Raw genomic sequence first — 22,184 nt, 5'->3', positions numbered from 1 at the left:
GTCGAAGGGCTTTCCGGAGGACTTCCGGACCCAGCCGAACGATGACCACGCCGCCGCACCCGCACAAGATCGGCGCGACGGCCCCGCGAACGTTCACAGCCGGCACGTGCGGCCGAGCGTTCCGCCGGTGAACGTTTCGCCTAGCACCACTCCAGAGCGATGCCCGCGACACCGCGGTGCGTGACGGGGAAGAACGCGCTCGCGATCAACGCCCGGTCGCAGAACAGGTCAACGGCCTCCACCGGCGGCTGGTGCTCCCGCGTGCCCAGCACGCGCGAACACCTGCTCGGCAACGCCTCCGCCGCCATGACCACCTGCAACAGGTACGGCCCCGCGCCGTCGCGGAACATGCGCGTGTACCCGGGACAGGGCGTGCCGGACCGGTCGTTGACGGTGTAGCTGAGCACCGCGGTCTCGCCCTCGTCGAGACTGCGGTCGAACAACAGCTCGAACACCATCGACCGGTCCGCCCGGCGCACCCGCCCGACCCGGCACCCGTCCCCGGCCGAGACGATCGCCCGCTCGATCTCGGCGTCCCCGTGGTACACCCCCAGATACCGCGTCACCCCGGGCCGTCCGGCGCGCAGAACGATCCGCGTGGTCACGTCCTGCTGCTGCCCGGCGGACCCGAGCACGACCCGTTCCTGGACGAGCGCGACCTCGAGACCCGCGTTGCACCGGGCGGGATCGTCGAGCAGCCCCGCGAGCAACTCCGTGGTGGTGGGCCCGAGCGGCGACAGGTCGGTGAACGACGTCGCCGAGACCCGGCCGGGATGCTCCCGAGGCCCCACCAGCGTCGTCAGCGAACCGGGTTCGAGCTCCAGAACGGACTCGAGCCCCCTGATCAACGCCACCGCGCGAGGCCCCTCCGGCCTGCGCATCCCCCGCTGCCAGTAGCTCAGGGTCGACTCCGCGACCGCCAGGTCCAGGCGAGCGAGATGAGCGCGCAACCGGGACAACGACAGGCCACGACGGTCGATCGCCACCCGCAGCGCGCGGTGGAACGGTCCGTACCTCAGTGCGTCGCCGAGTTCGTCCACTCCCATCAGAACCCCCGTTCCGATGCGGCCCCACCCGGCGTGGCAGCCGATGGTCGGCCACCGTAGTGGCCCCTCCCGCCCGCTGTGAAGAGCACGGCTGTGAACGTTCACAGCCGCGGACCCGTCCAGGCGTCGCTACGACGTAGGTGAAGGCCATGACCGGGACCAGCAGCGGCCCGGTGAGGATCGCGACTACCGGCAGTCGCCAGTCCCGCCACCAGAAGACGAGCACCGGAAAGGGCTGCCAGAAGGATCCGCCCGCGAAGTGCGCAACGCTTCGCCCCGTACCGGCCACTCCCCTTCGGCACGACTGGCTGACTTGGGGGCGGGGGCTGTGCGCAGACTGGTGACGGGGGTCCTCATCGCGGCCGCGACGATGGGGACGACAGCGGGTGCGACAGCGGGTGCGGCGGCGGCTCAGGACGGCGGCGAGGTCGAGATCTTCTGGGACCACGACCGCGACGGCGTGCGGCAGGACGGCGAACCACCGTTCACCGGCGCGTCGTTCGAGGTGTCCACGGCGGACCACCTCGCCTACCGGCTGACCACCACGTACACGGGCAAGGCGGAGCTGGAGCCCGGCCGGTGGACGGTGACGTTCGACGACTCACGGTTCCTGGTCACGACGCCCGCGAGTGGCGTCGTCGACCCGGCGCAGGGCAGCACCCGGCTCGTGATCGGCGTGGCGGGCGCCTCCATCTGCGGCACGGCGTGGCTGGACGAGAACGCCGACGGCGAACGCCAGGACGGGGAACCCGGCATCGGGGAGCACCTGATGTTCGTGGACTACCCCGGGGTCCGCCGCGACGACACGACGGTGGCGGCGGACAACGAGGGCCGTTACTGCTTCCACGACGTGCCCGCCGGCGAGGTCGACCTGCGGTCGCAGGACCGCAGTCCTTTCGACCGGATGGCCTGGGGCGTGGCGGACTGGCGCTCCGAGAACCCGGACGAGGGGCAGGCGTCGAGGTTCGACGTGCGGGACGGCAGGGCGCGGACCATGACCGTCGAGGCGGGCGCGGAGATCACCGGCGTCGACACGGCGTTCGTCTCCACGGAGGGCAGGGACGCGCGGGCGCTGTCGATCACGGTCGTGAACGACGACGGTTCGACTGAACCACGTGACCTGCGGGTCGGTGACCGGGTCGCGGTCCGGGGCCGTTATCGGGTCAGCTCTCCCGCTCACGACAACTACAAGACGTACCTCGACCTCCCATACGGCATGAAGGTCGTCGAGGTCAACGGCGTTCCCGGGGCCGCGAACGGCAACGACGACACGGCCGTCTACGCCGAGTTCCCCGATCGGCAGCCACCGGGGCAGGAGGTTGAGGTCGTGGTGATCGCGACGGTCGTGGAGCCGTTCGAGCACAGCGAGGTCGTGCTGCACGTCTCAGGCGTGGACGCCGACCTGGGCAACGACAGGCACTCCGTCCTGGTTCGCGCGTTGCCCGCCGAGCCTGAGGCATCGGGGTGGCGGTGGGGCCTGATCCTCGCCGCTGCGGCACTGCTGATCGGTTTTGTCCTGTGGCGCAAGAGGAGTGCGAAGTGAGAGCCCTGTTGACGGCCGTGCTGATCCTGCTCACGGCCACCCCGTTCGCGCACGCCTCCGACGGCGGGCTCATCACGGTGTTCTGGGACCGCAACACCAACGGCGTCCGCGACGAGGGCGAACCCGGCTACCGCAACGCGGAGATCGCCATCCGCGACGACACGGGCTACTCCGCCGTCGTCAACGCGAACGACGAAGGCACGTACCGCCTGCCCCGCAAGGGGAACTGGAAGATCAGCCACGAGGAGACCGCGTACGCCACGACCACCCCCACCTCCGTCGAGTCGGAGGGCGACGTCGAGTTCGGCGTCCGCGGCGCCGAGGTGTGCGGCACGGTGTGGCGCGACGACGACCGGGACTCGAAGCTGACCGACGACGACCCCCGCCTCGAAGGACATCGCATCTCGGTCGTGGGCGATCCCGACCACAGCACGACGACAGCGGCCGACGGCACCTACTGCCTGCACGACCTGCCTGTGGGCACCGTCCAGCTGCAGTCGCAGGACCGGGCTCCCGTCGACGGGATGGCCTGGTCCTTCGCGGACTTCTCCAACACGACCGCGGAGTACTCCTCGACGTTCGACTGGCGGACCGGCCAGACGAGCGACATCCGGATCAGCAGGCCCGGTGAGACGATCACCGGCTACGACTCGGGCATCACCGAGCCGCGCGGCCCGAGCGCCGACGCGGGACCGATCACGATCGACAAGATCGACTACGACGGGGTCCGCGTGGGCGACGAGCTGATCATCCGATGCGAGTACCAGAGCAGCAGCAACGTGCCCGACACGGTGGGCGCCACCCTCACCCTGCCGGAAGGGCTGGAGATCACGAGAGCGTTCGGCCACCGCGACTTCCAGGCCCGGACCGAGGACCAGGTGGTGGTGGAAGGCCAGAAGGTCGTCGTGCGTTCGAACGTGCGCGTCAAGCGGGACAAGAAGTCGGAGATCGTCGTCCACGCGGAGGTGCGGCACGCGTTCACCGCCCAGGACATGGTCTGCGAGGCGCACCCGAGCGTCCACGTCCAGCAGCCGAGGGAGCCGTGGCGGTTCGAGATCGCGGCGGTCAACGCGGACGGGTCGGGTCCGTCGAGCACGGCACCGTTCTGGCGGATCGCCTTCGTGGTCGCCCTCGTGGCCGGCGCCGTCCTCCTGGTGGTGCGGCACCGCGGACGCGAGCGGTGACGGCTCTCGGAGCAGCACCTTGGTCGCACGACGGCGGCCGGACGTGAAACGTCTCGGCCCCGTCCTGCGATGTGCCATCGACGCAGCGCGCCGAGCAGAGGAAGTCGATGGCCAGCACCAGGATCCAGGCAGCCGAACGCCCGATCGGGGACGTCTTCAGCGACGAGTACCGCTTCGTCATCCCCCGCTACCAGCGGCCGTACGCCTGGACCACCGAGCAGGCCGGTGAGATGTTCGACGACCTGCTGTCGGCGTCGAACGCGGGCGCGTCCGCCGCCGACGCCGATCCGTACTTCCTCGGCAGCATCGTGCTGGTCAAGGCGGACGGTGACGCGCTCTCCGAGGTCGTGGACGGGCAGCAGCGGCTGACCACGCTGACCCTGTTGCTCGCCGCGTTGAGGTTGCACGTGGACGACGAGTTCGCGACGTCGGTCGAGGACACGCTCTTCCAGAAGGGCAACAAGATGAAGGGCACCGTGAACCAGCCGCGGCTGACCCTGCGCGAGCGCGATCACGACTTCTTCGAGAAGCACGTCCAGGAACGCGCGGGCGTCGAGCAGCTGGGCTCCTTCGCGAAGGAGTCGTTGCCGGACAGCCGGCGCAACCTCGTGCACAACACGCTGCTGTTCCTGGACAAGCTCGCCGACCTGTCCCAGGACGACTGCCACCGGCTGGCGTCGTTCATCCACCAGCGGACCTACCTGGTGGTCGTCTCCACCCAGGACTTCGACTCCGCGTACCGGATCTTCACCGTGCTGAACGAGCGCGGCCTGGACCTGTCCCACGCCGACATCCTCAAGTCGGAGATCATCGGCGAGATCCCCGAGGCGGCACAGGAGAAGTACACGCAGAAGTGGGAGTCCGAGGAGGAGGACCTGGGCCGCGAGGACTTCAAGGAGCTGTTCTCCCACATCAGGATGGTCTACGCGAAGACCAAGCAGCGCGAGACGATCCTCAAGGAGTTCCGCGCCACGGTTCTCCGGAAGTTCCCGGACCCCAGGGAGTTCGTGGACGACGTCCTCGTGCCGCTGTCGGACGCCTACGAGATCGTCACGAGGGCCGACTACAAGGCACCCGCCGGCGCCGAAGGCATCAACGCCCTGCTGCGGTGGCTGACCAGGCTGGACAACACCGACTGGATCCCGCCCGCCATCAGCTACTTCAGCCGCACCGACGTCAACACGGCCGCGCTGCACCGCTTCGCCGCGGACCTCGACCGGCTGGCCGCCAGCATGTTCCTGCGGCGGGTGGAGGTGACCCGGCGCATCGACCGCTACGGACGCGTCCTGGAAGCCATCGAGGCCGGCGAGGACCTGTACGCGGAGGACTCCCCGCTGCAGCTGGACGCCGTCGAGCGCGAGCAGACGTTGAAGTGCCTGGACAGTGAGATCTACACGGTCAGCCGGATCCGCCTCTACGTGCTGCTCCGCCTGGACTCGGTGCTGTCGACGGGCGAGGCCACCTACGACCACCCGCTGATCACCGTCGAGCACGTCCTCCCCCAGACGCCCGCCAGGGACAGCCAGTGGCGGGAGTGGTTCAACGACGACGAACGCGCGTACTGGGTGCATCGCCTGGCGAACCTGGCGCTGCTCAACCGCAGGAAGAACACCCAGGCGAGCAACTACGAGTTCGAGGTCAAGAAGAACAAGTACTTCAAGGTGAAGAACGAGCTGCCGCCGTTCGCCCTCACCATCGGCGTCCACGACACGCCGGAGTGGACCCCGGCGGTGCTGGAGACCCGCCAGGCCGAGCTCGTCGACGCGCTGAGCGCCCTGTGGCGCCTGGCGTGAAGCCGAAGAACGGGTGGGCGCCCGGCTCGTGCCGGACGCCCACCTGATCAGTTGTCCCGCAGCCAGCGCGCCGCCTCCACGAGCACCCGGATGACCACGACGATCACCTTCGCCACCCGGATCCTGTTCGCCCTGCGCTCACGCTTCGGGTCGTCCTGCTCGGACATGGCCTCTCCTCAACCGTTCCGGTCGTCCTCGTCGCCACCGCGCACGGGCCCGCTCCTTCCAGCAGATCGCGGGCCCGTCCGTCGGCCCGGCCGGCGGTTGCCGGCACCGGAAACCCCTGAGGCGGCGCGGGGCGCACGTTTGTTCGCGAGGTCCGGACGACAAGGCCGCGGAGCGGTCGTCCGTCGAAGTACGGCGAGGACAGGAGGCGGCGGATGCTCACGGCGTGGGACGGCTACGCGCGGGTCGACTTCGTGGCGGCACCCCGGCTGGTGCGGGTGACGCTGCTGACCACCGAGCCCACCGCGTTCCGGCAGGTGCGTTCCGGCCTCGGGTGCGCGTTCGTCCGCGACGACGCAGGTGGACCACCCACGTTCGTCGAGATCGGCCTCGGCGAGGAGCTCGGCGACGACGAACGGGTGCTGCTCGGCGAGCAGCTGACCTCGGTGATCGGCGGTCTCGTCGCCGAAGGCCCCGGCTCGCGGCAGGTACGCCTCGCGCTGGACGCGATCGCCCGCCTCGCCGACGCGTGGGCTCCCTACCGCGCCGAGGTGCTCGACGCCGAGCCGGTGTCGGGAGCGTGGACCGGCGGGCTGTGGACGTGGCTGCGCGACCTGGACGTCCTCGACGCCTTTCACCGCTTCGTGCCCTCCACGGCCGTGGTCCGCGGTGACGCGCCGGACGCCTACGAGGGCTGGCCGGAGATTCCGCTGCCGGCGGATCTCGCGCGGGCGGCCGGCGTGCGGGAGGTGGTGCGCTGGCACGTGCTCGGCGCGTCGGATTCGGTGGTGATCGTGCAGGTCACTTCACCGGCGGGCACGCGACCGCCGCTGTGGGCGAGCCTCGACGACGGCACCGGCACCTGGGTGCGGTTCGAGCCGGAACCCAACCTGGAGAACGGGTTCGTGGCCGAGCTCCCGTTCGACCCCTCGCTCGGCGATCCCGCGCTGCGGCTCCACACGGGAGGACCGATCGATGGTTGACGAGGACGAGCTGCGCGAGTCGGCCTGGCTCGTGCTGGACCACCTCCCGGCCGACACCACGGCCGCGCTGCTGTCCAGGTACGGCACCGCCGACGTCCTGGTGCACGAGATGCTCGACCGCGGCCGGCAGGTGGGCCGGCGGCTCGCCCACGCGGGCCGGGTGCTGCCGGTCGAGGACCACTCGTTGTTCGCCGTGGCCCTGCTGTCGGTGAAACGCGGATGCGAAGGCGTGCAGGAGAAACCCCTGCGCGTCGTCGAGACGTTCGACCGGTTGAAGTCGTTCGGCGACATCCCGCTCGACGTCGCCGTGCGGACCAGGCTCCTGCGCGAAACCGACCTCGTGCCGTTGCTCGCCGCCACCTCCCGGCTCGCGCGGTGCACACGTTCCGACCTGGTGTCAGAGCTGATCACGACGATGGTCGCCGCCGCGGTGGTGACGCGGCGCGGACCGGACTCGGCACCGGACGTCGTGGCCTTGGTGCTCGCCCAAGGCGCCGAGCTCGCCGGGCGCCGGCCGCACCACGGCCATCAGTCCGGTGTGGACGATCGGTACACCGTGATGGGCAACTCGGACCTCACCTTCCTGATCGCCGGGTGCCGGGCGGCGCTGGACGAGCTCGACGGCACGCCCGCGACCGATGCCCTGGTCGCCTCCCACACGGCCGAGATCGCGCGGACGTTCCAGGAGGCGAGCACGGCGAGACGACGCGGGGAGGAGGCCGACTCGCTGCGTGGGCTCGGCGCACTGGCCAGGTTCCTCGGCGGCGGCACCGCGGAGAAGATCGTCGTCCACCTCCAGAGCGACCTCTTCGCTGCCAAGGCACCACGACCGCGCGGCAACGAGATTCCGGTCGACCACGACAACTCCGCGTTCGACCGGATCGACGGCGATGACGCGTCGACGCTCACGCTCGCCGTCGACGAGATCGCCGAACGGGTGCTCGTCGACCTGTGCTGGGGCACGAAGCCCGCCGAACGGGATGCACTCGCCCGCTGGCTCTCCGGCGCACACCCCCCGGACTCGCAGGACCACCTGCTCCTCTGCCTCGGCCAGTTGCGCCAGGTCGACCGCGGGCTGCGGCTGGAACGCCCTGCCGTACCCGCGCCCCACCACCCGGTGCTCGTGCGCGTCGTGCGGTCGCGGGTGGCGGACGCGTTGCGGCTCGGCCTGACCGGCGGCACACTGCTCCAGGCCGTGCTCCCTCCACTGTGGACAAATCGGAACGCCGCGGTGCTGTTCGTCGCGAGCAAGCTGCGCGCGGGGTTCCGCCGGCGGGGGCACACGTGGACCGCCAAGGCGCACCTGGCGGCCTCCGTCGTGGTGCGCTCACCCGCACAGCAGGTGCATCGAGCCGCTGACCAGGACCGCCCCGGCATCTGCTGCGAGACCCCGCACGGGCGCAACGCACCCGAACCGGCGCGGGTGTGCCCGCACCGGCCGTGGTCGGAGGGCGGCCGGGTGGAGGACTACACGACGCTCACCGCGATCGCCGACTACCCGTCGGAGGACGCCACGCGCATGCACCTGCGGCGCTACCGAGGTCCGTGGGAGTGCTGGGTCAAGGACGCGATGGAGCCCTGATCAGCGCTCCAGTTCCGCGAGGCGCTTGCGGATGACCTCGACCTCCTGGTGGCGCACCGCGAACTCCGGCCTGCCCCGCGTGGTCGTGACGAGCCACCGCGATGCGACATCGGCCCACTCCCGCACCCGGTCGAGCTCTCCCGGTGTGACGGGGGCGGCGCCGAGTTCGAGCCCCAGCAACAGCGCGGGTGCGGCCCTCAACGCGAACAGGCCCGCGTGTTCGCCCTGTTCACCGGCGAGTCGGGCGAACTCCTCGTCGGCGAGCACCCGCTCGATCCAGTCGTAACCCAGTCGCGCCCACCGCGCCGCCTCCACGACGTCGCCGTGCGAGCGCGCGTGTTCACCGAGCCGCGAGGTCGCCGCCGTGGCGATGTACAGGCTGCGGCCGAGCGGCCCGAACGCGCCGGTCCGCTCGTGCAGCCGGCGCCGGGCGGGAATGACGAAGTCGCGGAACAGCCGGACGGCTTCGAGCAGGTCCGCCTGCTCGGTCCGGCTGCCGAGGAAGGCGGCGAAGTTGTGCAGGTGGTGGCCGATCGGGGAGGGATCGCCGAGGTCGACCTGCAGCGCGGCGGCGAACTCCCGCCAGTAGCGGTGCACCACCGCGCCCAGCTCGACCGGTGATGGCAGGCCGTCGGTGGTGTCGAGCGCGTTCGTCGTCCGCACGGCGTTCAGCTCCACGCTCACGGCGCTGAGCAGGTCGGCGACGGCTCCGCGGTCGAGCACGCCCTCCGCGCACAGCTCCACGCACGACCCGGTGTCGGCGATCAGCCGGTTCACCAGCGCACCGATCGGATTGGCCCTGTTGTGCCGCAACACCATCAGCCTGATCAGCACGACCCTCGTGCGCACGGCCGCCAGTTCCGGTTCGTCCTCGGCGAGGACCTCGATCCCGTCGAGCAGCGTGAGGAAGTCGTTGAGCGGCACCGAGTCCGTGCCCACTCGTGGTCGCACGGTGCGCGCGACGCCCAGCGCCGCGACCACCAGCACTCGCCGGGTGAGCGCGGACAGCCCTCGCGGCGCCGGGAGGTGCAGCCGGGGCACCGTGTCGCCGTCCCGCCCGTGCAGCGCGAACCAGTGGTCCAGCAAGGCTTCCACCAGTCCCGACGACGGCAACATCGCCTCGGCGAGCACCTGGTCCTCCGTGCGGGCGGTCGCCCAGACGTGGCCGACACCCTCCGGTTCGCAGGCGTCCAGGACCAGGCCGACGAGGTGGTCCACGAGTTCGTCGGCGAGGTCACGCGGCGTGCCACCGGTGAGACCGAGGTACGTCACCGTGTGGTCGAGGAACATCAGGTCACGGGGATGGGTGACCGGATCCGCGGGTTCGGGCTCGGGCCCGATCTCGCACCGGGCCCTCGCGGTCACCGAGGAGTGGAGGGTGACGCGCGGGCCGCCGAGGAACTCGCGCTGGATCCGGCGCGCCTTCACCGCCGCGATCGCCAGCGCGGGCTGCGAGCGGAACACCTCGACCACGGCCGACGCCCACGCCGCGATCCGCAGTCCGAGCGGCAGCGGTTCACCACCGGCGGTGCGCAGCAGCGGCAAGGCCTCCCCCATCGCGGTGGTCACGGCGTCGAGGAGCACGTTCGTCCCGGTCAGCACCACGGCGGACTTGGTGTGCGGGCCGTAGCGGTTGGTCGTGGCGTTGATGATCTCGTTCGGCAACGCCGTGCCGGGTGCCGCCAGCACCGCGCGTCCGCGCAGGAGCCAGCCGCCGTCCGGCACCTCGTCGCGCCACGCGCGGGTCTGCTCACGGGTGGGCAGCGGCGCTCCCCTCGCGATCTCGGAGAGGGTGATCCTGGTGAAGTCGCACAGCCACGTGGTCGCGCCGAACGGGCCGGCCGGCGCCGGCACCCCGAACAGCGGCGCGAGGTTGCGCGCCAGCCGGGCGGGCACGACCTCGGACCGCCTGGCCGGCTCCTGCGGCACGACCGCGGGCAGCAACGACATCGCCCCTCCCTCCTCACCGGATCACGTGATCATGCCCGGCGGCGAGGCTGTTCGGCTCCGGGGATTCCACTTCGAGCCCGTTTGGCATATAAAAGTATGCCATGACCGCCGAGGCGCAGCGATCCGATCTCGAACTCACCCCCGTCACCGTCTCCCCCGAAGTCCTGCTCGCGTTCTGGTACGAGCTGCGCGGGGCCCGTGACCAGCTGCACCGCGGCCAGACCGCTCCGTGCGACACCGAGCTGCGCGTCGGCGGCCTGCGGTTCGGCCGGTCGACCTCGATCGCCCCGAGCGCCGGGGGATTCCACCTGAGCGGGCGCTGCCCGTGCCGGGACCTGGTCGCGGACGCGTTCGTGATCGCCGCCGAGTTCCTGGCCGCCCACGAGCACTCGCTGCACAACCCGCCGGGCGCCGTCCGCACCCACCTGCGCTACCGGCTCGCGGATCTCACGAGGAGAGCCCGCGGTGAGCGGGGCGCGCAGGTGAAGCCCGAGACCGTCGCGGCCAACAGGTACGGCCGGGCCCTGCCCGACGACTTCCACCGCGCGGTCTTCGTGATGCTCGCCGACGAGGCGGGCGCGTCCGGCCCGTTGCTCGGCGAGGAAGGCCTGCTGGACCGGCTCGCCGCACGCTGCGCCGCGTCGTTCGGAGGCACGCCCGGCGAGCACCGCGCGCTGCTGCCCGCCGTCCTCGCCCGGATCGAGGAGGTCTGCCGGTCCGGCCCCAGGGTCAACGTCGGCACGTCCGCCGAGCCCGAGCTCGTCACGTGGTGGGACGCCTATCTCGACCGCCCGCTCGGCAGGCGTCCCCACCCTGCCGACGTCGCGGTGGACGACCAGCACGCCGGGATCGCCGCACCGGATCTCGAGCCCGATCCCGACGACGAGGTGCTCGCCGCGGTGGTGGCCTCGGTGTCCGGTCGGTCCGACGAACGCGCCGCGCTCGCCTCCGCGATCACCCGGCTGCGCGACCGCGGCCTCCTCCCCCACGCCCGTGCACGGCTGTTGCTCACCGACGGACCGCAGCAGGACCTCGTGCTGCGACACCTCCGCGATCTCACCCGTCCGGGCGTGAAATGCCTGCGGCGCAAGGACCGATGAAGACAGCACCCACCGCCCGCCGAACCGGAACGAGAACGATGACCGACCAGGACCAGGCCATCGAGGCCGCCCGGCACGAGGCACGCCGGCTCTGGCAGACGTTGCAGGAGGACCCTGCACGGGTGCGGCCCGAGTCCGCCGCGGCCACCGCACACCTCGCCGCGTTCGGCCTCCACACCGACGCACCGGAATTCCTCGAAGAGCTGCGCGTGCACATGGACCTCTTGCGGCACGGCCTCGACCACGGCTCCGCCCAGAAGAACCAGCGGGGCATGTGGTGGATGAGCCTGGCACGAGCGCACGCCGAGCTAGCCGAACGCGACGACTCCCTCGCGGACTGGGAGGAGGTGGTGCGGTGTGCCCGCGCCTCCGCCGACTCGTCGTACGAGGACGACGAGATGGCCGAGTACGCCGCGTTCGACCTCGTCGGCTTCCACGCCAGGCGCACGCAGTGGTTCCTCGACGCCGCGGTCGACGAGATCGTGACGGAGAACCAGGTGCGCGACGCGATGGCGGCCACGCCGGAGGAGATCGGCCACCTGTCCGCTCGTCTGGTCACGCCCGTCTACCGGGTGATCGCCGACTCCTGCAGGGCCGCCGCACTCGGTCTGCGGTGGAGCGCCGCTGAGTCCGGCGACGACACCGACCTGCACGAGAGCGTGAAGCTCTTCGCGGACACGATCTTCCAGCTGCCTCAGGAGTTCCTGCTCCGCGTCGACCACCTCGTCGGGTTCGCCGAACTGAGCATGCAGCTGCACTGGCGTGCCCCCGAGCGAGTCCCGTACGGGCTCGCGATCGCGGCGATCGAGGAGGTCGTCCAGGTCCCCGGCGAAGACGAACCCGGACTCCACCGACTGGCTGTGCACCTGATCGAGGCGGGCCACAGCAGCGACGACAGCGAGGCGAACGAGCGCGCCATCCGCCATTACGCCGCCTGCGCGGAGGAGTTCCCCGACGAATGGGACGCGTACGGCTTCGCCCTGTACCGGCGGGCCGAGGAGAGCGACGACCCGGACCACTTCCTCGAAGCGCTGCCCTGGTTCGAGCGGTACGTCGAGCGACAGCAACCGGTGGACAAGTGGTCGTACCTGGCCCCCACTCTCCTGTCGGAGGGCTACCGACGTCTCACCCAACTCCGGCCGCAGCCGCAGTACGAGGACGCGGCGATCAAGTACGCGACCCAGGCACTCGCGTTACCCCTACCGGACGTCGAAACCGGCCAAATCCTGCACTGGCAACGGTTGGCGGTGCTGATCGGCGTGCACGAAGGTCCGCACGCGGTGCAACGGGTCGGACCGCTGCCCTACCTGGACTGGCTCAGCGAGGCCGAGGAAGCGGTCGACCTGGAGGCCGTGCCCGTCACACCCGAGACGGCCCAGCTCGCGACCACCATCGGGGTCTGCTGGTTCAAGACGAACGTCACGTTCCCCCAGACGCTGGGCGGAACCCCCGCCGAAGCGCGCCGCGTGCAAGAGCGCATCGAGGCGATGCTCGCGCTTTCGAAGCACTGGCCCGACCTGGACGCGGAGTTCCGGCGGCACCTCGACATGCTGCTCGAGTTCGTTCGCAACCTCCAGCGGATGACCTTCGGCGACGGCGACGCCGACCTGACTCACCTCCACCGGCTGCACGCCGCCGGCCAGGGCAGGCTCAGCGCGCTGCACCAGGTCCTCGGCCTCTTCGGCTCGATCGTGGGCAGCAAGGTCAAGGCCATCGGCCCCGTTCGTGCCGCCAGGAAGTTGCTGGAGATGGCGGACGACAGGGACGAGGACGACCGGCGCGAGGCCCTGGCCTGGGCCTCCCTGTTCGACATGCTGGAGCTGGTCACGCTGAACGGTCACGGCGAGGAGCTCATCGCCCGGGTCGAACGCGCCTGGCAGCTCATCTCGGCACTGCCGGACTCACCCGGAACGATGATGTTGAAGCACATGGCAGAAGCGTTCCACCGCATGGCAGCGCTGCGCGACGGGCGCGCCCCAACGCCCGCACGGCCGATCGACCTGTCCTCGCTGACCGGGCCGATGACGGCCGCGCTCGCCCTCGGCGCGGACATCAGCCACGCCAAGCTGACCCGGAACACGGCTCGTTTGCGCGAACTGTGCGCGGAACTCGCCGAACTGGCGGAACATCCGGGCAGCACCCTTCAGGAAGGAGTCAACACCCCTCGCACGGTTCTTTCGATGGCCCTCACCGCGTGGTCGGACATCGATCCCGCCGATCGCGGAGTTCTGCGAGAAGCCATCGACGTGTGCTCCAGCGTCCTCGACACCGCGCCCGTCCGGCACACGCACGACGTCCGGTCCACGACCCACAACCTCGCCAAACTGGTGCGGCGGCGCGACGCACCCGGCGACCGAGCGCGATCTCGGGCATTCGGCCTCGACCTGCTCGCACACGCGACGTGGACCGTGCTCCAGCAGGAGGACGCCGCGCACGCCGTCGAGATGGCGCGCAACGCCACCGAGACCGCCGACGAGCTGATCTCGTGGTGCCTGGAGGACAACGCGGTCGAGGACCTCGTGCGGGCGGTGGACGCGCGCCGGGCGTTGGTGCTGAAGGCGATGGGGACCGGCCGCGCCATGACCGGCCTGCTCGTCGACGCCGGTCACCACGACCTCGCGCGCAGATGGGCGGAGGCCGAGGGCAAGGACGCCTCGCTCGTACCGGACTCCGACGCCGCGGAGGACCGCTGGGGCGGGCTGCGGCGCGAGGTGGTGCGGGTGCTGGACCAGGAGTCACCGTCTCTGATCGGCTCACCGTCGCTGCCGGAGATCAGGGAAGCGTTGCGGCACCACGGTTCTGACGCCCTCGTCTACCTGCTTCCTGGCAACCAGCGTTATGACGGAACGGCCGTGATCGTGTCGGCGGAGGGCGAACCCCGCGCGGTTCCCCTGCCCGGACTCGACATCGGTGAGGACTCGCCGGTCGGTCGGTACCAGAAGGCGTACAGGACCTGGCACGAAGCAGAGTCACGAAACGGGCCTGAGCTCCAGCAGTGGAAAGCAGAGCTGCGGCGGGTGTGCGCGTGGGCGTGGAACACCGCGGGCCTGGAGCTCAGGTCGATCGCGGACCGGATCGTGCTGGTGCCGGTCGGCCCGCTGGGCATGGTGCCGTGGCACGCGGCCGGTCAGGACGGCCGTCATCTGGTCCAGGACGTCACGATCTCGTACACGCCGTCCGCCCGGATGTTCTGCGACGTGGTCGCCCGCGCCGAGGTCGCGGAAGGAAACCCCGTGCTGGTGGGCAATCCGGCACGCGACCTGCTCGCCGGCGCCACCGAGGCCATCGGCATCCGCGACTCGTTCTACCCCGGCGGGCTCTTCCTCGGCAGCCACACGGCGATGCCCCGGACGTGGAGGCCCGCCGAAGACGGTGCGGGTACCGCTGACGACGTGCTGCGGTTGCTCGCGAAGCCGTTGCCGCTGCTGCACCTCGCCAGCCACGCGGTGGCGGACATGCGGGAACCGTTGCGGTCACAGGTGAACCTGGCCTCCGGGCCGCTGGCGGCGCGCACGTTGCTGGAGATCAGCCCGGTCGACCTGCTGCAACTCGGGCTGGTGAACCTGGCCTGCTGCACGACGAACGTCACCGGGGTCGACTACGACGAGGCGCTCAGCCTCGCGACCACGTTCCTCGCGATCGGTGCGCGCACCGTCATCGGTTCGTTGTGGTGGGTGCCGTCCGGGCGCTCGACCGCGCACCTGATGTACATGTTCTACCGCCACCTCAACGACGGACTGCCGGCGGCGGAGGCGTTGCGCCAGGCCCAGTTGTGGATGCTCGACCCCGATCGCGTGCTGCCGGAGGACATGCCCGACGCGCTCCGAGCCATGCTCCCGGCGGCGGAGTTCAGCGAGGAACAGGTCGAGTGCTGGGCCGGGTTCACACCGCTGGGCCGATGAACACCGTCCACATCGGCTGGTCAGGCGACGGGGCCAGCCGTGTTCACCATGGTGCGGATGACCTGCTGCATCTGGGGCCAGTCGGCGACGTTCGAAGCGGCGTAGACGATGTAGTCCAGGCCTGCTCGCCGCCAGTAGCGCGCGAACGCCTGCCGCTGCACACCTTCCGCCGTGTAGAGGAACTCCCACTCCACGATGTTCGTGCTGGACGTCACGTGGGCCAACTTGATCCGCTGGTAGCCGCTCTTCACGCCCGACTCGTTGGAGGCGACCGCGTCGTAGAGCGCCCGGGCCTCCGAGGCGCTGGCGCCGTACCGGATGACGGCGCCCGGCGTGGCCGGGTCCTCCGCCTGGTGGTTGGTCGGCTGGCTGCCCGGCGTGACCGTCCAGGTCTGCGGGATCGAGACGAAGACCCCGTTCGGACCGGTCACCGCGCGGTAGCCGCTGGGATTGGACGCGGAACTGGACACCGAAGTGGACGGTCGAGTAGTCGTGTACCTCTGTTGCGGCGGCGTGGTGACGGGCGCGAACTTATTCGATGTCACGGGGACTGGTGCGGCGCCGACGTTCTGGCCGTTCGGAGTTTCCTCGTCACCGCGCATGAAACTGACGACCACCACCGCGGTGACGGCCACGAAGGACACGACCACGGCCGCGATGACTGCTTTGCCCTCAACGGACTTCTTCGCCGCGGGTGGCGCGACGTACTCGGTCGCGCCCCACGCGGGCGGGTCCTCGTAGACCGGCGCGGCCGGTGGCGGCGTGCTCCTTGCCGGGGCCGGGCCCCACAGCGGAGTTCGCGGCTGACCCGCGTTCTCCCTCGTCACATCGGTGTTCGCGGCGTCTTCCATGCCGGTCCGTCCTTCCCGAGACCACATCCAAGAGAAACAATCGCCACCGCATCGCGCGATGTTTCTCGCATGACGAGGAGAGCACGATGACCGACGATCGTTCCGCAGCAGGAGATCTGACGGATCAGCGCGTGCCGGGCCGGGTGGCGGTCGGCACCGTCACCCGGATCGGCGCCGTCCGTCAGGAACCTTTCGTGAGAAGAACCAGCCTGGCCGTCGCGGCGTGGGGATGCGCCGCGCTGACCGTCGCCGAGGTGGCGGTCAGCGCCGTGGTCGGCGGAATGTCCTTGCTGGCCAGGATGATTGTGGTCACCGTTGTGGTCACGGCGGCGGCGTACGTTCTGCGCCGTTCGACGCCCGCGCCGGACGAGGTCGACGTGCACCACCTCTGGGTGAGAGACGCGAACGGCGCGGAACACGCCTGCCGCGTCAGGGGTTCGATCAAGCAGGGCATCCCGCTGGAGGGCACCGGGGTCGAGGTGTACGGCCGGGTGGACAGATCCGGATCAGTGCTGGTCCGGGAGCTGATCACGGACGGCGGCGAGACGTGGCGCCCCAGGTTGCCGCTGTCCCAACGGATCTCGCGCGGCGCCGAGGTGCTGACCGTCGCGCTGTGGGCGGGGGCGGCGCTGCTGGTGGCGTGGTCGCTCGTGTTCTCACGATGAACGGTTGCTCCGGTCGAGTGACTGTTCGACGGAAATCTCGCACGGCGTAATGGATTTTCCGATGCGTTCGATGAGACCGGCATCGAACGCGTGACGTCCTCGATGGACATGAGGGAGCTGGTGGCGTGCCGAGGCCACTGATGAACAACAGGTCGGAATCCGCGACCTGGACCGCACGGACGGGGGCGACCTCGCCGACGCGGACCAAGGTGCTCGACGGGCGCCGGTCGGCGCGGTACCTGAGAGCGCTCAAAGCGCTCGACGGGTCCGGCAAGCTCGCGACGGCCGACGTCGACGAGCTCGTCGGCGCCGTGCACCGGGAGTTCGCCGAGAAGTTCTGCACGACGCCGCTCGGCATCGTCTCACGCTGCTACCTCGGCACACCGTACGAAGTGCACACGCTCGCGCTGGACGGCTCGATCATCTCGCACTACCGCGCCGGGGAACCGTTGCCGCACGGCATGGATCGCGCGCGCTCCCTCGCCGAGTCCGAACGCTACCTCGCCATCGAGGTCTACCCGGACCGACTGATGTGCGTCCGCCCCGACGGCACGACCGTTCTGCTGGAGAGTGACCGATGAACATGACCAACGTGTCCACGACCGACATCTCCAACCTGGTCAGCGCGGTGCGCCAGGTGTCGCGCAACCAGGAGACGCTCGGCAACCAGCAGGTCGTCCTGCACAACGACATGTCGGCCATGCAACGCAACCAGGACAGCACCCAGCGGGAGCTCCTGGACCTCAAGTCGCAGTTCGTCGAGTACGTCCGGCGCGACGAGCTGCGGCAGAACCTCCAGCTCGCGCAGGTGCAGATCCTCGAGGTGCGCGGCGAGCTGAACGACAAGTTCGGGAAGTTCGCCGAGGTGCGCGAGCTCGCCACCGGCACGTTGCAGGCGCTCGACGCGGGCATCGTCTCGCAGGGCGCCATCCGCGACCTGTCCGAGGAGCTGATGCTGCGCACGCCGGGATACTGGCTCGCGCCCGCGCTGATCGCGGTGGCCGCCTGGATCAGGGACGAACCGGCGCTCGCCACCAAGGCGATCGGTGAGGCGCTGCGCAGGGACAACGACAAGGCGTCGCTGTTCTTCGCGCTCGTGCTGCGCCGGCACCAGCGCGACCGGGCGACCGCCGCGTGGGTGCGGCAGTACGCGGCGCGGCAGGACCCGACGAAGCTGTCGCGGGAGTTCGTCGTCGTGCTGGACGCCGTGTCGACCGGCGCGTTCGGGCGCGAGGCGAAACCGATGCTGCTGGAACAGATGTCCGAGTGGTACGGACGGCTGGGCCAGGACCAGGACACCGTGGACAGACAGGTCGAACGCTGGGCGAAGATGATCGACACGATGCGCCGTCCCGCCGACGCGCGCTACGAGCTGCTGCCCGCGCTCAGCCCCACCTGGCCACAGCTCAAGGACCTGCTCGAAGGCGCGACCGTGCACGGCGCGGCGGAGGAGATGCTGCGCACGACGTTCGAGGGGCCCGTCCCGCAGAGCCGGGACCTCCACGAGCGCGTGGACGGCATCCTCGACAACCTGGTGCGCGACTTCGACGCCGAAGAAGCCCCTTACCGCAAGCGGGAAGCGGAGCTGCAGGCCATTGTGGACGCACAGGGCGACCACGACCTGGCCAAGAAGAAGATGGCCGCGGAAGACCCGTTGCACGAGCAGACGGTCGACTTCCTCACGTTGCTCAGCAACGCCGCCCTGCACGGCGACCGCGCGGGAGCCTCCGCCGGCACCCAGCGGTTCACGCTGGCGCTGGCCCGCGACTGGCTGGTGCAGGGCGCGGGGCGACTCGAGGCCGCCAACATCGCCGCGATGCCGTCCCGCGTCGAACTGCGCGCCGAGGGCTGGACCGGCTGGGTCGACGGCGACACCGACGAACAACAGCTGGTCAGGTCGCTGTCCGAGCACATCGACCGGGAGACGGCGAAGGCCGTCAGCGAGGTGCGGATGAGCGGCGCCGCGCAGGCCGCCTCGGTCTGCGGTGGCCTGGCGCTGCTGGTGGCATTGCTCTCGGCGGTCGGCAACGCCAGCGTGTTCGCGGTGTTCCTGCTGCTCGTGGCCGCGGCACTGGGCGTGTGGGTCGCGTTCGACCTCCGTGCGCTGCCTGCCCGCCGTGCGGAGATCCGCCGCAGGGGCGACCAGCGTCGCGTCGCAGCCGTCGTGAAGCTGCGCGGGGCGATCGCCGAACTCGTCGACCTGCGTGGCGAGTGGCAGCAGGAGATCGCGAAGGCGGACTCGCTGAGGACCTTCGCGGAGGGGCTCACCGCCACCGCCTTCGTCGCCATCGCACCCGACCAGCCGCGAGGAGCCTGATCATGCCCGGACCGGCACACAGCCAGGAGCAGCAGCACCAGCACCAGCCTCCCGTCGCCCGGCACGGCGTCGCGGACCAGGACATCGCGGTGCAGCTGCCCGCGTGGGACCTGTTGCCTCCCGCGGAGTTCCTCGACCGGCATCGCAGGAGGTAAACCCGATGCGGCACGTTCCAGGGCCCTATGCGGACTGGCGCGCGTGGCTCGACGCCTTCGGCGAGGGCACCGACCTTCCGTCCGGCCACCTCGCGCCGATCGGCGAGCAGATGGGGCCGCACGTGCAGGAACGCGTGCTGCGGCACGTCGCCGAGGCGTTCGCGCGACGGCAACGGCGCTGGGCGGACACGTTCCAGCGCGACCTCGGCGCCCTCAGCGGAGATCCGGTGCACGCGCTGGCGGCGACGCTGGCGAGCGCCCGCACCCGGCTCGCGCCGTTGCGGAAGTTCTGCGCCTCCCCGGCCATGCCACCGGCGCTGCGCGACGAGCTCACCAACGCCCTGAACGAGACCGTGCGGTCTTCGCAGCAGAGCCTCGACGACTCGGTCCGGCACGCCCCGATCGCGCTGCAGGCCGTGGTGCGCGAGAACCGGCTGACGACCGCGCCACCCCCTCCCCCGTCGCCCGGCAGGCAGAGCACCGGCCGGCGAGTGATCATCTGACCATCGGAGAAACCCCATGCCCAACGGAGCGGAGACCAAGGCCCGCGTCGAGTCGTACCTGCTCGCCCGGATCCCGTTCGTCTCCATCCGGACCGTCGAACGCGCCCGCGTGCTGGACGCGCTCGGCGAGCTGGCCCGCGAGAAGCAGCTCGACGTCCTGGTGCACACGCTCAGCCAGGGTCTGCGCGACCTGCGGACCAGAACGGCGATCAGCGAGGACAAGTCGTTGCTGGGCGCGCTCGACCTCGCCGGCGAGTGGTTCCAGTCGAGGTCGAACCTCACGGTCGTCTTCACGGACGTGCAGCACCTCTCCGACGACAACGACGTCGCCCGCCGGTTCGCCGACCTGGCCGCGCTCGCCGAGGAGCACGGCGGCTGCATCGTGATCATCACCTCCGACCCGGTCTGGAGCACGTTGCAGCGCATGGGCATGTCCGTGCGCCTCGACCTGCCGGACTTCGACGAGATGCACCAGGCGATCAGGGAGTTCCTCCGCCCGTACGCCACCGACATCCGCATCGAGTGGAACCCGGCGGACTACGAGCAGGCGGCGTCCATCCTCGCCGGCGTGACCAAGACCGAGGCGCTGAACATCCTCGCCACGTTCGTGGTGAAGAAGGAGATCACCAAGGCGGACCTCGTCCAGCTGAGCCGGGCCAAGGACTCCATCTTCAGCGAGCTCTCCGGCATCGAACGCGTCGAGCTGCGGCCCGGCGAGTACGAGGTGGGCGGACTCAACGGCCTGCGGCAGTGGCTCGACCGCAAACGCGACCTGCTCACGATGGACCTGCGCGACCGGGGCATCCGCGCCCCGCGAGGCGTGCTGCTGGTCGGCGTACCGGGGTGCGGCAAGTCCCTGTCCGCCAAGACGATCGCCTCCGACTGGCAGCTCCCCCTCTACCGCCTGGACATGGGCTCCGTGCTGGGCGCGTACGTCGGCCAGTCGGAGAAGCGCCTGCGCGAGGCACTGGCCACCGCCGACACCGTCGCCCCGTGCGTCCTGTGGATAGACGAGATCGAGAAGGGCCTCGCGGGTTCCGGCACCGACTCGACCGGCGTCACCACCCGCCTGGTGGGGCAGTTCCTCTACTGGCTGCAGGAGTCACGAGCGCGCGTCTTCGTCGTGGCCACCGCGAACGACGTCCGCTCCCTGCCCCAGGAACTGCTGCGCAGCGGCCGCTTCGACGACATGTTCTTCGTGGACCTGCCGGAGCCCGACGAACGCCGCGAGATCATCTCGATCTACCTGCGCAAGTACCTGCGCACCCCGGTCGAGCCGGACCTCGTCGACGAGCTCGTCGGCATCAGCGACGGCTTCGCGGGCTCCGACATCCAGTCCGCGGTGACCGAGATCTGCCACGAGGCCATCCGCGTCGGAGACCAGAACGTCGGCAGGGACTACTACCTGAGCTGCTTCCGCAACGTCGTGCCGCTGCTGCGGTCCGCGCCGGAGAAGGTCGAGGAGATCAGGCAGTTGCGCGACCGGGCGATACCGGCGTCAGGCCGCACCCGTCCCGCGGTCGTCGAGTCGGCCGCTAGCCGCCGGGTCGTGCTCGGCTGACCCCGCCAGCGTCGCGACCAGGTCCGCGATCTTCGCGGTCGTGGCCTGGTCGAGGCCCCGCAACGGTTCGCGGGGGTCGCCGACCGGGAGGCCCGCCGCGTTCAGTGCCGCCTTCACCGCCGGGATGAACGGCGCGGACATGATGGCGTCCATCAACGGGTAGACGTGGTTCCACTGCTTCCTGGCCGACTGGAGGTCGCCTGCGGCGAGGGCTCGGTGGATCGCCACGAGTTGGGCCGGCATCACGTTCGCGGTGCCGGCCATCACGCCCGCGGCTCCTTCGGCCAGGGCCATCAGGAGCAGGCTGTCCCAGCCGACGAAGGTGGAGATCACGTCGCCGTGGTTGTGAATCAGCTGGGTGGCCTGGGCCATGTCGGCGCTGGTGTCCTTGATGTACCGGATGTTCTCGACATCTCGGGCCAGGCGGCCGACCACGTCCGGGGTCAGGTTCACTCCGGTGGCGGACGGCAGGTTGTAGAGCATGATCGGGATGGTCACGGCGTCGGCGACGGTGCGGAGGTAGCGCAGGGTCTCGTCGAGGGTGAGCGGTTCGTAGTACGGGGTCACGACCATCAGCACCGTTGCGCCGGCGGCCTCGGCGTGGCGGGACAGGGCTACGGCCTCCCTCGTGCTGACGGCGCCGGTCTGGGCGATGACCGGCACCCGGCCGGCGGTCTGGTCCAGGACGGTCTCCACGACGTGGCGGCGTTCGGCTCCGGTCATCGCGGCGAACTCGCCGGTGGAGCCGCAGGCGACGACGCCGTCGACTCCTCCTTCGATGCTGCGGTCCACCAGGCGCCGCAAGGTCTTCTCATCCAGTGAACCGTCCACTGTGAACGGTGTGGCGAGGGCGGTCAGCACTCCGCTGAGCATGGTCCTCCTCC

Annotated in this window: 17 protein-coding genes; 13 read left to right on the top strand and 4 right to left on the bottom strand. The window is 70.4% G+C overall.

The window, feature by feature from the left end:
* Positions 1–140: 140 nt before the first annotated feature.
* Entirely contained in the window at positions 141–1,046 is a 906-nt protein-coding gene (locus ACQEU1_RS02280) for a hypothetical protein (RefSeq protein WP_433195657.1), read from the bottom strand.
* A 328-nt stretch (positions 1,047–1,374) separates the two neighbouring features.
* Between ACQEU1_RS02280 and ACQEU1_RS02275 the strand changes: the two genes are divergently transcribed.
* The 5 genes from ACQEU1_RS02275 to ACQEU1_RS02255 all read left to right on the top strand — a co-directional run bounded on the left by ACQEU1_RS02275 (position 1,375) and on the right by ACQEU1_RS02255 (position 8,296).
* On the top strand, positions 1,375–2,589 hold the full coding sequence (locus ACQEU1_RS02275; RefSeq protein WP_433195655.1) for a hypothetical protein: 1,215 nt from the start codon (positions 1,375–1,377) through the stop codon (positions 2,587–2,589).
* Entirely contained in the window at positions 2,586–3,773 is a 1,188-nt protein-coding gene (locus tag ACQEU1_RS02270) for a hypothetical protein (protein ID WP_433195653.1), read from the top strand. Before ACQEU1_RS02275 ends, ACQEU1_RS02270 begins: the two co-directional genes overlap by 4 nt.
* 107 nt (positions 3,774–3,880) lie before the next feature.
* Positions 3,881–5,566, top strand: a complete 1,686-nt coding sequence (locus tag ACQEU1_RS02265; protein ID WP_433195651.1) for a DUF262 domain-containing protein — start codon at positions 3,881–3,883, stop codon at positions 5,564–5,566.
* Between the two features lie 380 nt (positions 5,567–5,946).
* Positions 5,947–6,714 (top strand): hypothetical protein, encoded by a 768-nt coding sequence (locus tag ACQEU1_RS02260; RefSeq protein ID WP_433195649.1) that lies wholly within the window; start codon positions 5,947–5,949, stop codon positions 6,712–6,714.
* Positions 6,707–8,296 (top strand): hypothetical protein, encoded by a 1,590-nt coding sequence (locus ACQEU1_RS02255; protein WP_433195647.1) that lies wholly within the window; start codon positions 6,707–6,709, stop codon positions 8,294–8,296. The genes ACQEU1_RS02260 and ACQEU1_RS02255 overlap by 8 nt, the downstream gene beginning before the upstream one ends.
* On the opposite strand, the gene ACQEU1_RS02250 is transcribed toward ACQEU1_RS02255, so the two are convergent.
* Complete coding sequence (locus ACQEU1_RS02250) at positions 8,297–10,246, bottom strand: hypothetical protein (RefSeq protein WP_433195645.1); 1,950 nt, start codon at positions 10,244–10,246, stop codon at positions 8,297–8,299.
* Positions 10,247–10,347: 101 nt separating this feature from the next.
* Between ACQEU1_RS02250 and ACQEU1_RS02245 the strand changes: the two genes are divergently transcribed.
* Together ACQEU1_RS02245 and ACQEU1_RS02240 are read left to right on the top strand one after the other, a co-directional pair.
* Positions 10,348–11,346: a hypothetical protein gene (locus ACQEU1_RS02245; protein ID WP_433195643.1), complete on the top strand. Its 999-nt coding sequence runs from the start codon at positions 10,348–10,350 to the stop codon at positions 11,344–11,346.
* Between the two features lie 38 nt (positions 11,347–11,384).
* Positions 11,385–15,248 carry a CHAT domain-containing protein gene (locus ACQEU1_RS02240; RefSeq protein WP_433195641.1) on the top strand — a complete coding sequence of 1,288 codons (3,864 nt, stop codon included), beginning with the start codon at positions 11,385–11,387 and terminating at the stop codon, positions 15,246–15,248.
* Positions 15,249–15,268: 20 nt separating this feature from the next.
* Here ACQEU1_RS02240 and ACQEU1_RS02235 read toward each other — a convergent pair whose 3' ends face one another.
* Positions 15,269–16,099 (bottom strand): hypothetical protein, encoded by an 831-nt coding sequence (locus tag ACQEU1_RS02235; RefSeq protein ID WP_433195639.1) that lies wholly within the window; start codon positions 16,097–16,099, stop codon positions 15,269–15,271.
* 86 nt (positions 16,100–16,185) lie between these two features.
* On the opposite strand from ACQEU1_RS02235, the gene ACQEU1_RS02230 reads away from it, so the two are divergent.
* The 6 genes from ACQEU1_RS02230 (at position 16,186) to ACQEU1_RS02205 (ending at position 21,300) form a co-directional block, all read left to right on the top strand.
* Positions 16,186–16,764, top strand: coding sequence for a hypothetical protein (locus ACQEU1_RS02230; protein WP_433195637.1), 579 nt, complete (start codon positions 16,186–16,188; stop codon positions 16,762–16,764).
* A gap of 125 nt (positions 16,765–16,889) precedes the next feature.
* Entirely contained in the window at positions 16,890–17,345 is a 456-nt protein-coding gene (locus ACQEU1_RS02225; RefSeq protein ID WP_433195635.1) for a hypothetical protein, read from the top strand.
* On the top strand, positions 17,342–19,081 hold the full coding sequence (locus ACQEU1_RS02220; protein WP_433195633.1) for a hypothetical protein: 1,740 nt from the start codon (positions 17,342–17,344) through the stop codon (positions 19,079–19,081). The genes ACQEU1_RS02225 and ACQEU1_RS02220 overlap by 4 nt, the downstream gene beginning before the upstream one ends.
* Before the next feature lie 2 nt (positions 19,082–19,083).
* Positions 19,084–19,236: a hypothetical protein gene (locus ACQEU1_RS02215; protein WP_433195631.1), complete on the top strand. Its 153-nt coding sequence runs from the start codon at positions 19,084–19,086 to the stop codon at positions 19,234–19,236.
* A gap of 5 nt (positions 19,237–19,241) precedes the next feature.
* The gene (locus ACQEU1_RS02210; protein ID WP_433195629.1) at positions 19,242–19,739 is read left to right on the top strand and encodes a hypothetical protein; all 498 of its coding nucleotides are present in this window, start codon (positions 19,242–19,244) and stop codon (positions 19,737–19,739) included.
* A 16-nt stretch (positions 19,740–19,755) separates the two neighbouring features.
* Positions 19,756–21,300 carry an AAA family ATPase gene (locus ACQEU1_RS02205; RefSeq protein WP_433195627.1) on the top strand — a complete coding sequence of 515 codons (1,545 nt, stop codon included), beginning with the start codon at positions 19,756–19,758 and terminating at the stop codon, positions 21,298–21,300.
* Here ACQEU1_RS02205 and dapA read toward each other — a convergent pair.
* The gene (gene dapA, locus ACQEU1_RS02200; protein ID WP_433195625.1) at positions 21,238–22,173 is read right to left on the bottom strand and encodes a 4-hydroxy-tetrahydrodipicolinate synthase; all 936 of its coding nucleotides are present in this window, start codon (positions 22,171–22,173) and stop codon (positions 21,238–21,240) included. The genes ACQEU1_RS02205 and dapA overlap by 63 nt on opposite strands.
* Positions 22,174–22,184: the final 11 nt, after the last annotated feature.

This window comes from Lentzea sp. CA-135723 (genome assembly GCF_050936595.1).
GTDB lineage: Bacteria > Actinomycetota > Actinomycetes > Mycobacteriales > Pseudonocardiaceae > Lentzea.
The sequence above is the reverse complement of the archived record's forward strand: the minus strand, read 5'-3'. Positions and strand labels throughout refer to the sequence as shown.

Bases quoted from the DNA above. Each gene is read 5' to 3' on its own strand.
- ACQEU1_RS02280 (WP_433195657.1), bottom strand. From the start codon at position 1,046: ATGGGAGTGGACGAACTCGGCGACGCACTGAGGTACGGACCGTTCCAC.
- ACQEU1_RS02265 (WP_433195651.1), top strand. From the start codon at position 3,881: ATGGCCAGCACCAGGATCCAGGCAGCCGAACGCCCGATCGGGGACGTC.
- ACQEU1_RS02260 (WP_433195649.1), top strand. From the start codon at position 5,947: ATGCTCACGGCGTGGGACGGCTACGCGCGGGTCGACTTCGTGGCGGCA.
- ACQEU1_RS02255 (WP_433195647.1), top strand. From the start codon at position 6,707: ATGGTTGACGAGGACGAGCTGCGCGAGTCGGCCTGGCTCGTGCTGGAC.
- ACQEU1_RS02250 (WP_433195645.1), bottom strand. From the start codon at position 10,246: ATGTCGTTGCTGCCCGCGGTCGTGCCGCAGGAGCCGGCCAGGCGGTCC.
- ACQEU1_RS02245 (WP_433195643.1), top strand. From the start codon at position 10,348: ATGACCGCCGAGGCGCAGCGATCCGATCTCGAACTCACCCCCGTCACC.
- ACQEU1_RS02240 (WP_433195641.1), top strand. From the start codon at position 11,385: ATGACCGACCAGGACCAGGCCATCGAGGCCGCCCGGCACGAGGCACGC.
- ACQEU1_RS02235 (WP_433195639.1), bottom strand. From the start codon at position 16,099: ATGGAAGACGCCGCGAACACCGATGTGACGAGGGAGAACGCGGGTCAG.
- ACQEU1_RS02230 (WP_433195637.1), top strand. From the start codon at position 16,186: ATGACCGACGATCGTTCCGCAGCAGGAGATCTGACGGATCAGCGCGTG.
- ACQEU1_RS02220 (WP_433195633.1), top strand. From the start codon at position 17,342: ATGAACATGACCAACGTGTCCACGACCGACATCTCCAACCTGGTCAGC.
- ACQEU1_RS02215 (WP_433195631.1), top strand. From the start codon at position 19,084: ATGCCCGGACCGGCACACAGCCAGGAGCAGCAGCACCAGCACCAGCCT.
- ACQEU1_RS02210 (WP_433195629.1), top strand. From the start codon at position 19,242: ATGCGGCACGTTCCAGGGCCCTATGCGGACTGGCGCGCGTGGCTCGAC.
- ACQEU1_RS02205 (WP_433195627.1), top strand. From the start codon at position 19,756: ATGCCCAACGGAGCGGAGACCAAGGCCCGCGTCGAGTCGTACCTGCTC.
- dapA (WP_433195625.1), bottom strand. From the start codon at position 22,173: ATGCTCAGCGGAGTGCTGACCGCCCTCGCCACACCGTTCACAGTGGAC.